This window comes from Pseudomonas sp. GL_090, from assembly GCF_057837765.1.
Map to the genome: position 1 here is coordinate 3,885,757 of NZ_CM174452.1, position 11,792 is coordinate 3,897,548.

An 11,792-nucleotide genomic window follows, 5' to 3' on the forward strand; every position below is an offset into this window, starting at 1 on the left:
AGTCCTGGAAAATGATCGAACCCGGCATTTACAAAGACGTGATGAGCTCGTTCCCTTCCGGGGTCACGGTGGTCACCACCCTGGACCCGGAAGGTGGCATCGTCGGCATCACCGCCAGCGCCTTCAGTGCGCTGTCGATCGACCCGGCACTGGTGCTGTTCTGCCCCAATTATGGCTCCGACACCTACCCGGTGCTGCGCGACAGCAAGCAGTTCGCAATTCATTTGCTGTCCGCCGACCAGACTGCAGAAGCCTATGCCTTCGCCGGTAAAGGCAAGGACAAGGCCAAAGGCATCGAGTGGCACCTGAGCGAATTGGGTAACCCGATTCTGGCCAAGGCCACGGCGATCATCGAGTGCGAGCTGTGGCGTGAATACGATGGCGGTGATCACGCGATCATCGTCGGCGCGGTGAAGAACCTGATCCTGCCCGCGCAACCGGTCACACCGATGATCTACCACAAAGGCAAGCTGGGGCCGCTGCCCACACTGGCCTGATGCCCATACACAAAACCTTGTGGGAGCGAGCCTGCTCGCGATGGTCGTGAACGATAACGCGTGCTGCCTGACAGCCCTTGGCGTTCTCGGGTGCTTCGCGAGCAGGCTCGCTCCTACAGATAACCACCCTTTTTTCTTGGGAGCCGGCATGAGCCCAGCAGCCTCGTTATTGTTCCGCCAACAGGCCTACATCAATGGCCAATGGCTGGACGCGCCGGATGGCGCCTGTCAAGACATCTTCAATCCGGCCACCGGTGAACTCATCGGCCGGGTGCCGAACCTTGGCGCCGAGCACGCGCGCCTGGCTATCGAGGCTGCCAACAAAGCCTGGCCAGCCTGGCGCGCACTGACCGCCAAGGAACGCAGCAACACCCTCAAGCACTGGCACGCGCTGATGCTGGAAAACGCCGACGCCCTGGCTGAAATCCTCACCCTGGAACAAGGCAAGCCACTGGCCGAAGCCAAGGGTGAAATCCTCTACGCCGCGAGCTTCATCGAGTGGTTCGCCGAAGAGGCCAAGCGCATCTACGGCGACACCATTCCCAGCCACAAGGGCGATGCGCGCATCGTGGTCAGCAAGGAGCCGATCGGCGTCGTCGCGGCCATCACACCGTGGAACTTCCCGGCGGCGATGATCACCCGCAAGGCCGGCCCGGCGCTGGCCGCCGGTTGCCCGTGCATCGTAAAACCGGCCCCGGAAACACCGTTTTCGGCACTGGCCATGGCGGCACTGGCGGAACAGGCCGGGATTCCAGCCGGGATTTTCAATGTAATTACCGGCGATGCCATCGCCATCGGCGGGGAGCTAACCGCCAGTCCAAAGGTTCGCAAACTGTCGTTCACCGGCTCCACCGCCATCGGCAAGCTGCTGATGGCCCAGTGCGCGCCGACCCTGAAAAAAGTCTCGCTGGAACTGGGCGGCAACGCGCCGTTCATTGTCTTCGACGACGCCGATCTGGAACGTGCCGTCGATGGCGCGCTGATCGCCAAATTCCGCAACGCCGGGCAGACCTGCGTCTGCGTCAACCGCTTCCTGGTGCAGGACGGCATCCACGACGCCTTTGTCGCGCGCCTGGCCGAGCGGGTTTCGCAGCTCAAGGTCGGCAGCGGTTTCGAGGATGGCGTCACCCAAGGGCCGTTGATCAATGAGCGTGCCGTGGCCAAGGTCGAAGACCATGTGCAAGACGCGCTGGAGCACGGTGCACAACTGCTGTGCGGCGGCGAACGTCATGCGCTGGGCAACGGCTTCTTCCAGCCGACCGTGCTCAGCGGCGTCACCCCGCAGATGAAAGTCGCCCGGGATGAAACCTTTGGCCCGTTGGCCGCCGTTTTCCGTTTCGACACCGAGGCCCAGGCCGTCGAGATGGCCAATGACACCGAATTCGGCCTGGCCGCCTACTGCTACACCCGCGACCTGGGCCGCGCCTGGCGCATGAGCGAGGCGCTGGAGTACGGCATGGTCGGGATCAACGAAGGGCTGATTTCCACCGAGGTCGCGCCATTTGGCGGCATCAAGTCCTCGGGGCTGGGTCGCGAAGGGTCGAAGTACGGCATCGAGGATTACCTGGAACTCAAATACACCTTGATGGGCGGCCTCTGAGCCCACGGGAGCTACGCAAATGAACAACGAAAAATACGAAAAAGGCCTGAAGATCCGCACCCAGGTGCTGGGCGAAGCCTACGTCAACCGCTCCATCGAAAACGCCGACGACTTCACCCGGCCCTTACAGGAAATGGTCACCGAGTATTGTTGGGGTCATGTCTGGGGTCGTGAGGGTTTGTCGCTCAAGGAGCGCAGCATGATCAACCTGGCGATGATCTCGGCCCTCAACCGGCCCCATGAACTCAAGCTGCATGTGCGCGGCGCCTTGCGTAACGGCCTGAGTCGTGAGCAAATACGCGAAATATTGCTTCAGGTCGGCATTTATTGCGGTGTCCCCGCTGCCGTAGACAGTTTCCGGCTCGCCCGTGAAGCCTTCGCCGAAGCCGATGCCGAGGCCTCCAGTTAACCCTTGGCTGTTTGATCCGACCGGGCACCCAGATTCCCGTAATCGAAGTGCTCTTTTTGCATGGACAGCCACAATCAGAGCGGACCCCATGAAACGCCTGCCACTCGACGACAGCTTCAAGGTCAATCGCAACCCCGTTACCCTGCGCGAAATCGTGCTGGATAAACTGCGAAGCGCCATCATGAACTTCCAGCTCCTGCCGGGAGACCGTCTGGTCGAACGCGATCTGTGCGATCGCCTGGGCGTCAGCCGTACCTCCGTGCGCGAAGCCTTGCGTCACCTGGAATCCGAAGGCCTGGTGGAATTCGCCGATGCCAAGGGCCCGCGTGTCGCGATCATTACCCTGGCCGATGCCGTGGACATCTACGAGCTGCGCTGCGTGCTCGAAGGGCTGATCGTGCAACTGTTCACCCTGCGCGCCAAGGCCAAGGACATCAAGGCCCTGGAAAAAGCCCTGGAAGAGAACCGCAAGGCGCTCAAAGACGGCGAGCTGCAACAGGTCATCGACTCCGTGCAGGGTTTCTACGACGTGCTGCTCGAAGGCTCGGGCAACCATGTCGCGGCCACTCAGCTGCGCCAGTTGCAGGCACGCATCAGCTACCTGCGCGCGACCTCGGTGTCCCAGGAAAACCGTCGCGGCGCCAGTAACCAGGAAATGGAGCGCATGGTCGAGGCGATCAAGGGCGGCGACCCGCTGGCCGCCCACCAGGCGTGCGTCGACCACGTGCGCGCGGCCGCCGCCGTGGCCCTGGACTACCTCAAGCGCAAGCAGGAAGAAACCGGCGACATCCCGGCAATCACCCAGCCCATCGCGCTGAAAGAACCGCGCATAGGTCGCTGACATGTTCAGCCCGAGCTTTTGCCCCAAGTGCGGCAGCGCTGATCTCGGTCAGCAGATGCCGCCGGGCGATACGCACGAGCGCCTGATGTGCCGCGGCTGCGGCTACATCCATTACATCAATCCGAAGATCATTGCCGGCTGCATCATCGAGCAGGACGGCAAGTACCTGTTGTGCCAGCGCGCGATTCCACCGCGTCCGGGCACCTGGACCCTGCCGGCAGGCTTCATGGAAAGCGGCGAGACCACCGAGCAGGCGGCCTTGCGCGAGGTCTGGGAAGAAAGCGGCGTGCGTGCGGAAATCGTCTCGCCCTATTCGATTTTCAGCGTGCCGCAGATCAGCGAGGTGTACATCATCTTCCGCGCCATCGCGCTGGAGATTACCGGGCAATACGGCCCGGAAACCCTCGACTACAAGTTCTTCGCGCCTGAGGACATTCCCTGGGACAGCATTTACTACCCGGCGATCCGGCAGATTCTTGAACGCTATATCGAGGAGCGCCAAGCTGGGGTTTATGGCATTTACATGGGTAATGACGATAGCGGCAAAATCCATTTCATCCGCTGAAAAATCCCCCATTCCCCTGTAGGAGCGAGCCTGCTCGCGATGGTCGTCAACGATGACGCGTGCTGACTGACCGAACGCGTTGCTCTGACGTTTTTCGCGAGCAGGCTCGCTCCTACAGGGTCAAGCGGTTGGTTAGAGCGGCGCCACGCCCTCGACAATAATCACCTCAACCTTAGCCACGCCTTCGCGGTGCCCCCTAGCCTCCTGATACAACGCCGAGTGGTAGCACGCCACCGCCTGCTCATAGGAATCAAACTCAATCACCACACTGCGTTGCGGCGTAGACCGTCCTTCCATCGCCTCGCTACGCCCACCCCGCGCCAGAATCCGACCGCCATACAACGCAAACGCCTGCGGCGCCCGCCGGGTGTATTGGCTGTATTGATCAGGGTCAGTGACATCCACATGAGCAATCCAGTACGCCTTCATAGTGACCTCTCGCTTTGTTTTGTATTATGGTATACCACATTACCAATCCAACAAACACAGAGACTCCAGCATGGCCTTCAACAGCATCGAAGAAATCATCGAAGATTACCGCCTCGGCAAAATGGTCCTGCTGGTCGACGATGAGGACCGGGAAAACGAAGGCGACCTGTTGCTGGCCGCCGACTGCTGCACGCCCGAGGCGATCAGCTTCATGGCCCGCGAAGCCCGTGGCCTGATTTGCCTGACCTTGACCGACGAGCATTGCAAGCGCCTGGGCCTGGAGCAGATGGTGCCGAGCAATGGCAGCGTGTTCAGCACCGCCTTCACCGTGTCCATCGAGGCCGCCGTCGGTGTCACCACCGGTATCTCTGCTGCTGATCGTGCATGCACCGTCGCCGCCGCCGTCGCCGCCAACGCCGGCCCCGCCGACATCGTGCAACCGGGCCATATCTTCCCGCTGCGCGCCCGCGAAGGCGGCGTGCTGACCCGCGCCGGCCATACCGAAGCCGGCTGCGACCTGGCGCGCCTGGCCGGCCATACGCCCGCCTCGGTGATCGTCGAAGTGATGAACGATGACGGCACCATGGCCCGGCGCCCGGACCTGGAAGTGTTCGCGCGCAAGCACGGGATCAGGATCGGCACCATCGCCGACCTGATCCACTATCGCCTGAGCACCGAACACACCATCGTGCGCATCGGTGAGCGTGACCTGCCGACCGTGCATGGCACCTTTCGTCTGATCACCTTTGAGGATCGCATCGAAGGCGGTGTCCACATGGCCATGGTCATGGGCGATCTGCGCCGCGAGCAACCGACACTGGTGCGGGTGCATGTAATTGACCCGTTGCGCGATCTGGTCGGTGCCGAGTACAGCGGCCCGAGCAACTGGACGTTGTGGGCCGCCTTGCAGCGTGTCGCCGCCGAAGGCCACGGCGTGGTGGTGGTGCTGGCCAATCATGAATCCTCCCAGGCGTTGCTCGAGCGGGTGCCGCAATTGACCCAGCCGCCCCGGCAGTTCAGCCGTTCGCAGTCACGGATTTATTCGGAAGTAGGCACCGGTGCGCAGATTCTGCAGAACCTGGGTGTCGGCAAGTTACGCCACCTCGGCCCGCCGCTGAAGTATGCGGGCTTGACCGGGTATGACCTGGAGGTGGTGGAGAGTATTCCATTCACCGACTGACGCTTGGTTTAACGCAATTCATTGTAGGAGCGAGCCTGCTCGCGATGACGGTATGACAGTCAACACTGATATCGACAGACACACCCTCATCGCGAGCAGGCTCGCTCCTACAGGGGATTGCGTTGCCTGACCGGCTCAGGCCAATCCCCAGAACCCCAAAAACCACCTTTGGCTGATAGCCGGTACGGCAAAATGCTTGCACAAAGTTTGGAATACCATAATATGATATTCCATAGACCGGACAGTCAGCACTGACTCGACGGACTGATGCTCCCGATAGGCGGGCACTCGAAAGCCCCGCTCATAAACACAACAATGAGGGCGTGAAAATGGTGTTGAACAAACGTGCGACCGCGGTTCTTTTTGCGGGACTGCTGAGCGTGACCAGTCAGGCCTTGCTGGCGGCTGAAAGCGTCAACTTCGTCAGTTGGGGCGGCAGCACCCAGGATGCGCAGAAGCAGGCCTGGGCCGACCCGTTCAGCAAGGCCAGCGGCATCACCGTGGTGCAGGATGGTCCGACCGACTACGGCAAGCTCAAGGCCATGGTCGAGAGCGGCAACGTGCAGTGGGACGTGGTCGACGTCGAAGCCGACTTCGCCCTGCGCGCCGCCGCCGAAGGCTTGCTCGAACCCCTCGACTTCAAAGTGATTGAACGCGACAAGATCGACCCGCGCTTCGTCAGCGATCACGGCGTCGGCTCGTTCTTCTTCTCCTTCGTCCTCGGCTACAACGAAGGCAAGCTTGGCGCCGGCAAGCCTCAGGACTGGTCCGCGCTGTTCGACACCAAGACCTGGCCCGGCAAACGCGCCCTCTACAAATGGCCAAGCCCTGGCGTGCTGGAACTGGCGCTGCTGGCCGACGGTGTAGCGGCGGACAAGCTCTACCCGCTGGACCTGGATCGCGCGTTCAAAAAGCTCGACACCATCAAGAAAGACATCGTCTGGTGGGGCGGCGGCGCGCAGTCGCAGCAGCTGCTGGCCTCCGGTGAGGCGAGCATGGGCCAGTTCTGGAACGGCCGGATTCATGCCCTGCAAGAAGACGGAGCCCCGGTGGGCGTAAGCTGGAAGCAGAACCTGGTCATGGCCGACATCCTGGTCATTCCCAAGGGTTCGAAAAACAAGGACGCGGCGATGAAGTTCCTGGCCAACGCCAGCAGTGCCAAGGGCCAGGCGGACTTCTCCAACCTGACCGCCTACGCCCCGGTCAACGTCGACAGCGTGCAGCGCCTGGACTCGGTGCTGGCCCCTAACCTGCCGACCGCTTACGCAAAGGATCAGATCACTCTTGATTTCGCGTACTGGGCCAAGAACGGTCCGGCCATCGCGACACGGTGGAACGAATGGCTGGTCAAATGAAAATGACGGTAACCGCATCCCGTCCATCCACGTCAGTCGGGAGCGCCCCTGGCGCTGCCGGCAAGGCAGTTGCGATGACGCAATCGCCGAGTCTGGCACAGCGCTGGCGTGGCGCGAGCAACCTGGTGCCCGCCCTGTTGTTCCTCGGTCTGTTCTTTCTGGCGCCGTTGATTGGCCTGCTGCTGCGCGGGGTGCTGGAACCGGTGCCGGGCCTGGGCAACTATGAACAACTGTTCGCCAACTCGGCCTATGCCCGGGTGTTGCTCAACACCTTCTCGGTGGCCGGCCTGGTGACGTTGTTCAGCCTGCTGCTGGGCTTTCCGCTGGCCTGGGCAATCACCCTGGTGCCCCGTGGCTGGGGTCGCTGGATCCTCAACATCGTGCTGCTGTCGATGTGGACCAGCCTGCTCGCCCGCACCTACTCCTGGCTGGTGTTGCTGCAAGCCTCGGGGGTGATCAACAAGGCGTTGATGGCCATGGGCATCATCGATCAGCCGCTGGAGATGGTGCACAACCTCACCGGCGTGGTGATCGGCATGAGCTACATCATGATCCCGTTCATCGTGCTGCCGTTGCAGGCGACCATGCAGGCCATCGACCCGATGATCCTGCAGGCCGGTTCCATCTGCGGCGCCAGCCCCTGGACCAACTTCTTCCGGGTGTTCCTGCCGCTGTGTCGGCCGGGGCTGTTCTCCGGCGGTCTGATGGTGTTCGTGATGTCTCTCGGTTACTACGTGACCCCGGCGCTGCTCGGCGGTGCGCAGAACATGATGCTGCCCGAGTTCATCATTCAGCAGGTGCAGTCGTTCCTCAACTGGGGCCTGGCCAGTGCCGGCGCCGCGTTGCTGATCGTGATCACGCTGGTGCTGTTCTACTTCTACCTGAAGCTCCAGCCGGAATCCCCGGTTGGCGCCAGCAACGCGAGGTAAGCCGTCATGCTCCTGACCCCCAATGCCATGAGCCGGCGCATGCGCTTCGGCCTGTATGCCACCACCGGGCTGATCGGTCTGTTCCTGCTGCTGCCGATCGTGTTCATCGTGCTGCTGTCGTTCGGATCGTCCCAGTGGCTGGTGTTCCCGCCACCGGGCTGGACGCTGAAATGGTACGGCCAGTTCTTCTCCAATGCCGACTGGATGAACGCCGCCATGGCCAGCCTGAAAGTCGCGGTGCTGACCACGTTCTTCGCCGTCGCTTTGGGCCTGCCCACCGCGTTCGCCCTGGTGCGTGGCCGCTTCCCCGGCCGGGAAATGCTCTACGGCCTGTTCACCCTGCCGATGATCGTGCCGCTGGTGATCATCGCCGTGGCGGTGTACGCGCTGTTCCTGAAACTGGGTTACACCGGGACCATGTTCGCCTTCGTGGTCAGTCACGTCATTGTCGCGTTGCCGTTCACCATCATCTCGATCATCAACTCGTTGAAGCTGTTCGACCAGTCGATCGAGGATGCGGCGGTGATCTGCGGCGCCTCGCGTCTGCAAGCGGTGTTCAAGGTGACCTTCCCGGCGATCCGTCCGGGCATGGTGGCCGGCGCCCTCTTCGCCTTCCTCGTCTCGTGGGATGAAGTGGTGCTGAGCGTGATGATGGCCAGCCCGACCCTGCAAACCCTTCCCGTGAAAATGTGGACCACCCTGCGCCAGGATCTGACGCCCGTGATCGCCGTCGCTTCGACGCTGCTGATCGGCCTCTCGGTCCTGGTCATGGTGATCGCCGCCGCTCTGCGCCGGCGCAACGAAATCAGCGCTTGAGCGCCAGGAGTACGACATGAGTGCAGTGATCAAAGATTCCGCGCAGCAAAATGACAAACCCCTGGTCAGCCTGCGTAACCTGAACAAGCACTACGGCGACTTTGCCGCCGTGGACAACATCTCGCTGGACATCAAGGACGGCGAATTCCTCACCTTCCTCGGCTCCAGCGGCTCGGGCAAAAGCACGACGCTGTCGATGCTGGCCGGCTTCGAAACCCCGAGCAGCGGCGAGATCCTGGTCAACGGCCAGTCACTGGTGAACGTGCCGCCGCACAAACGCGACATCGGCATGGTGTTCCAGCGCTACTCGCTGTTCCCGCATCTGTCGGTGCGCGACAACATCGCGTTCCCGCTGGCCATTCGCAAACTGGCCACCGCCGAACGTGAACGCCGCGTGGATGCGATGCTCAAACTGGTGCAGCTTGAGCCATTTGCCCATCGTCGCCCTTCGCAACTCTCCGGTGGCCAGCAGCAACGGGTCGCCATCGCCCGGGCGCTGGTCTATGAGCCACGCATCCTGCTGATGGACGAACCCCTCGGTGCGCTGGACAAGAAACTGCGTGAAGACTTGCAGGATGAACTGCGTCAGCTGCATCGGCGCCTGGGCATCACCATCGTCTACGTGACCCACGACCAGGAAGAAGCCATGCGCCTGTCCCAGCGCATCGCGATTTTCAGCCACGGCAAGATCGTCGGCCTGGGCAGCGGCTTTGACCTGTACCAGAACCCGCCGAACGCCTTTGTCGCCTCGTTCCTCGGCAATTCGAACTTCCTCAAACTCAAGGCCCAGGGCAATGCAGTGGCGACCTTCGAAGGGCAGCCGCTGTCGATCCGACTCACCGCCGGCCTGCAAACCGATCAGGACGTGCTGCTGATGGTGCGTCCGGAAAAAGCCCTGGCCCTGAGCACTGAACAAGCCCTTGCCGAAACGCTGGCCGCCGGCTGGAACGAAGTCTCGGCCAAGGTCGTGGAAGTGCTGTTTCTCGGCGAGAGCCAGACCTGCAGCGTGGTCACCGCTGGCGGCACCTCGATGACGGTCAAGGCACTGTCCGCCGCCGGCATGCCGCTCAAGGCCGGTGATCCGGTGCGGGTGCGCTGGGCCACCGCCGATGCCTGCGTCTACACCGAATGGGCCGAAAGCGACCTGAACAAGGCTGCCGGCGCTCACTGATCCATTGGCCTGCGCGCGCGGGCCACTATAATGAGTCACCCTCGGGCCACCACAACGTCGGGTTGTGGTGGCCTTTTTTCTGTCGCCTGTAAGATAAATTGGACAACGGATTCCTAAAATCCCGGTTTAATGCTAAATAGTGCTCAGTATTTTTAACACCCGACCCTGTCGTGCCACACAGTGCAACGAGAATAACGATATGAAAGTCCATTTCGAGAAAAGTGAAGTGTTTGGGACCCTCCACCTGCAAGCGGCGGTGGCAGCATGATCGAAGTTACCGAAGTTTCCATTGCCGAGTTGCGCGCGGCGCTCGAGTCCGGCCAGACCACCTCGGTTGAACTGGTCCAGGCTTATCTTGCGCGGATCGACGCCTTTGACGGCCCCGAAACGCCGACTGCGCTGAACGCGGTCGTGGTTCGCAACCCCGAGGCGCTCGCCGAAGCGCAGGCGTCCGACGCCCGTCGCGCCAAGGGCCAGACGCTGGGAGCGCTGGACGGTATCCCTTACACCGCCAAGGACAGTTATCTGGTCAAGGGGCTCACCGCTGCTTCCGGCAGCCCGGCTTTCAAGGACCTGGTCGCCTATCGCGATGCGTTCACCATCGAACGCCTGCGCGCCGCCGGGGCGATCTGCCTGGGCAAGACCAACATGCCGCCGATGGCCAACGGCGGGATGCAGCGCGGTGTCTACGGCCGCGCCGAGAGCCCGTATAACGCTGACTACCTCACCGCCCCTTTCGCCTCCGGCTCGTCGAACGGCGCGGGTACTGCCACTGCGGCAAGCTTCGCAGCCTTCGGCCTGGCGGAGGAAACCTGGTCGAGCGGTCGTGGCCCGGCCTCGAACAATGGCTTGTGCGCCTACACCCCTTCTCGCGGGGTGATCTCGGTGCGCGGCAACTGGCCGCTGACCCCGACCATGGACGTGGTCGTGCCGTTCGCCCGGACCATGGCCGACCTGCTCGAAGTGCTCGACGTGGTGGTGGCCGATGACCCGGACACCCGTGGCGACCTGTGGCGCCTGCAACCCTGGGTGCCGATCCCGAAATCGTCTGAGGTACGCCCGCAATCCTATGCCGCGCTGGCTGCGAACAGCGATGCGCTCAAAGGCAAGAAGTTCGGCATCCCGCGCATGTACATCAATGCCGACCCTGAAGCCGGCACCTCCGAAGCCCCAGGCATCGGTGGGCCGACCGGTCAGCGCATCAACACCCGCCCTACGGTGATCGGGCTCTGGGAGCAGGCACGCAAGGCCCTCGAAGACGCTGGCGCCGAAGTACTCGAAGTGGATTTCCCGCTGGTTTCCAATTGCGAGGGCGATCGCCCTGGCGCGCCGACCGTGTTCAATCGCGGCATTGTCTCCAAAGAATTTTTGCACCATGAACTGTGGGACCTGACCGCTTGGGCGTTCGATGATTTCCTGCAAGCGAACGGCGATCCCAAACTGAATCGCCTCGTCGATGTCGACGGCCCGCAGATCTTTCCTCACGACCCGGGCACCCTGCCCAACCGCGAGGGCGACCTGGCTGCCGGCATGGACGAATACGTGCGCATGGCCGAGCGCGGCATCACCCCATGGGACCAGATCAGCACGGTGCCGGACGGCCTGCGCGGGCTGGAGAAAACCCGCAAGATTGACCTGGAAGACTGGATGGATCGCCTGGGGCTCGACGCAGTGCTGTTCCCGACGGTTGCCGATGTAGGCCCGGCGAATGCCGATGTCGATCCAAAATCGGCGGACATCGCCTGGAGCAATGGCGTATGGGTCGCCAACGGCAACCTCGCCATCCGTCACCTCGGCGTGCCAACGGTCACCGTACCGATGGGCGTGATGCCGGACATCGGCATGCCGGTCGGCCTGACGTTTGCCGGACGCGCCTATGACGACTCGTCGCTGCTGCACCTGGCGTCGGCGTTCGAGTCGACCGGCAGCAAGCGCATGATCCCGCCCCGTACCCCGCCATTGGTCGCCGACAAGCGCTGACCGGTAAAACCGTGGCGGCT

Annotated in this window: 12 protein-coding genes; 11 read left to right on the forward strand and 1 reads right to left on the reverse strand. The window is 62.4% G+C overall.

Annotated elements, in window-relative coordinates; genetic code table 11:
- Positions 1 to 11: 11 nt before the first annotated feature.
- The 5 genes from AC3ITA_RS17335 to AC3ITA_RS17355 all read left to right on the forward strand — a co-directional run bounded on the left by AC3ITA_RS17335 (position 12) and on the right by AC3ITA_RS17355 (position 3,912).
- Complete coding sequence (locus tag AC3ITA_RS17335) at positions 12 to 497, forward strand: flavin reductase family protein (RefSeq protein WP_095942912.1); 486 nt, start codon at positions 12 to 14, stop codon at positions 495 to 497.
- A 148-nt stretch (positions 498 to 645) separates the two neighbouring features.
- Positions 646 to 2,097 (forward strand): NAD-dependent succinate-semialdehyde dehydrogenase, encoded by a 1,452-nt coding sequence (locus AC3ITA_RS17340; RefSeq protein WP_150674112.1) that lies wholly within the window; start codon positions 646 to 648, stop codon positions 2,095 to 2,097.
- A gap of 19 nt (positions 2,098 to 2,116) precedes the next feature.
- The gene (locus AC3ITA_RS17345; protein ID WP_007991919.1) at positions 2,117 to 2,506 is read left to right on the forward strand and encodes a carboxymuconolactone decarboxylase family protein; all 390 of its coding nucleotides are present in this window, start codon (positions 2,117 to 2,119) and stop codon (positions 2,504 to 2,506) included.
- A gap of 88 nt (positions 2,507 to 2,594) precedes the next feature.
- Positions 2,595 to 3,347 (forward strand): GntR family transcriptional regulator, encoded by a 753-nt coding sequence (locus tag AC3ITA_RS17350; protein ID WP_046042558.1) that lies wholly within the window; start codon positions 2,595 to 2,597, stop codon positions 3,345 to 3,347.
- A 1-nt stretch (position 3,348) separates the two neighbouring features.
- Positions 3,349 to 3,912, forward strand: a complete 564-nt coding sequence (locus AC3ITA_RS17355; protein WP_150674111.1) for an NUDIX hydrolase — start codon at positions 3,349 to 3,351, stop codon at positions 3,910 to 3,912.
- Positions 3,913 to 4,044: 132 nt separating this feature from the next.
- Here the strand turns inward: AC3ITA_RS17355 and AC3ITA_RS17360 are convergent, their stop codons facing one another.
- Positions 4,045 to 4,341, reverse strand: a complete 297-nt coding sequence (locus AC3ITA_RS17360; RefSeq protein WP_095942909.1) for a DUF1330 domain-containing protein — start codon at positions 4,339 to 4,341, stop codon at positions 4,045 to 4,047.
- Positions 4,342 to 4,411: 70 nt separating this feature from the next.
- On the opposite strand from AC3ITA_RS17360, the gene ribBA reads away from it, so the two are divergent.
- From ribBA to AC3ITA_RS17390, 6 genes are all read left to right on the forward strand, one after another.
- Positions 4,412 to 5,521: a bifunctional 3,4-dihydroxy-2-butanone-4-phosphate synthase/GTP cyclohydrolase II gene (gene ribBA, locus AC3ITA_RS17365; protein ID WP_095942908.1), complete on the forward strand. Its 1,110-nt coding sequence runs from the start codon at positions 4,412 to 4,414 to the stop codon at positions 5,519 to 5,521.
- Positions 5,522 to 5,850: 329 nt separating this feature from the next.
- Complete coding sequence (locus AC3ITA_RS17370) at positions 5,851 to 6,876, forward strand: ABC transporter substrate-binding protein (protein ID WP_095942907.1); 1,026 nt, start codon at positions 5,851 to 5,853, stop codon at positions 6,874 to 6,876.
- A complete protein-coding gene (locus AC3ITA_RS17375; protein WP_172435314.1) occupies positions 6,873 to 7,805 on the forward strand; it encodes an ABC transporter permease in 933 nt (310 codons plus the stop codon). The genes AC3ITA_RS17370 and AC3ITA_RS17375 overlap by 4 nt, the downstream gene beginning before the upstream one ends.
- Positions 7,806 to 7,811: 6 nt before the next feature.
- The gene (locus tag AC3ITA_RS17380; RefSeq protein ID WP_007976227.1) at positions 7,812 to 8,621 is read left to right on the forward strand and encodes an ABC transporter permease; all 810 of its coding nucleotides are present in this window, start codon (positions 7,812 to 7,814) and stop codon (positions 8,619 to 8,621) included.
- 16 nt (positions 8,622 to 8,637) lie between these two features.
- Positions 8,638 to 9,792 (forward strand): ABC transporter ATP-binding protein, encoded by a 1,155-nt coding sequence (locus tag AC3ITA_RS17385; protein WP_095942905.1) that lies wholly within the window; start codon positions 8,638 to 8,640, stop codon positions 9,790 to 9,792.
- Between the two features lie 264 nt (positions 9,793 to 10,056).
- Positions 10,057 to 11,772 (forward strand): amidase, encoded by a 1,716-nt coding sequence (locus AC3ITA_RS17390; RefSeq protein ID WP_095942904.1) that lies wholly within the window; start codon positions 10,057 to 10,059, stop codon positions 11,770 to 11,772.
- Positions 11,773 to 11,792: the final 20 nt, after the last annotated feature.

What these genes read in the sequence shown, in the direction of transcription:
- AC3ITA_RS17360 (WP_095942909.1), bottom strand. Translation starts at nt 4,341, where the DNA reads ATGAAGGCGTACTGGATTGCTCATGTGGATGTCACTGACCCTGATCAA.
- AC3ITA_RS17335 (WP_095942912.1), top strand. Translation starts at nt 12, where the DNA reads ATGATCGAACCCGGCATTTACAAAGACGTGATGAGCTCGTTCCCTTCC.
- AC3ITA_RS17390 (WP_095942904.1), top strand. Translation starts at nt 10,057, where the DNA reads ATGATCGAAGTTACCGAAGTTTCCATTGCCGAGTTGCGCGCGGCGCTC.
- AC3ITA_RS17350 (WP_046042558.1), top strand. Translation starts at nt 2,595, where the DNA reads ATGAAACGCCTGCCACTCGACGACAGCTTCAAGGTCAATCGCAACCCC.
- AC3ITA_RS17380 (WP_007976227.1), top strand. Translation starts at nt 7,812, where the DNA reads ATGCTCCTGACCCCCAATGCCATGAGCCGGCGCATGCGCTTCGGCCTG.
- AC3ITA_RS17370 (WP_095942907.1), top strand. Translation starts at nt 5,851, where the DNA reads ATGGTGTTGAACAAACGTGCGACCGCGGTTCTTTTTGCGGGACTGCTG.
- AC3ITA_RS17385 (WP_095942905.1), top strand. Translation starts at nt 8,638, where the DNA reads ATGAGTGCAGTGATCAAAGATTCCGCGCAGCAAAATGACAAACCCCTG.
- AC3ITA_RS17355 (WP_150674111.1), top strand. Translation starts at nt 3,349, where the DNA reads ATGTTCAGCCCGAGCTTTTGCCCCAAGTGCGGCAGCGCTGATCTCGGT.
- ribBA (WP_095942908.1), top strand. Translation starts at nt 4,412, where the DNA reads ATGGCCTTCAACAGCATCGAAGAAATCATCGAAGATTACCGCCTCGGC.
- AC3ITA_RS17340 (WP_150674112.1), top strand. Translation starts at nt 646, where the DNA reads ATGAGCCCAGCAGCCTCGTTATTGTTCCGCCAACAGGCCTACATCAAT.
- AC3ITA_RS17375 (WP_172435314.1), top strand. Translation starts at nt 6,873, where the DNA reads ATGAAAATGACGGTAACCGCATCCCGTCCATCCACGTCAGTCGGGAGC.
- AC3ITA_RS17345 (WP_007991919.1), top strand. Translation starts at nt 2,117, where the DNA reads ATGAACAACGAAAAATACGAAAAAGGCCTGAAGATCCGCACCCAGGTG.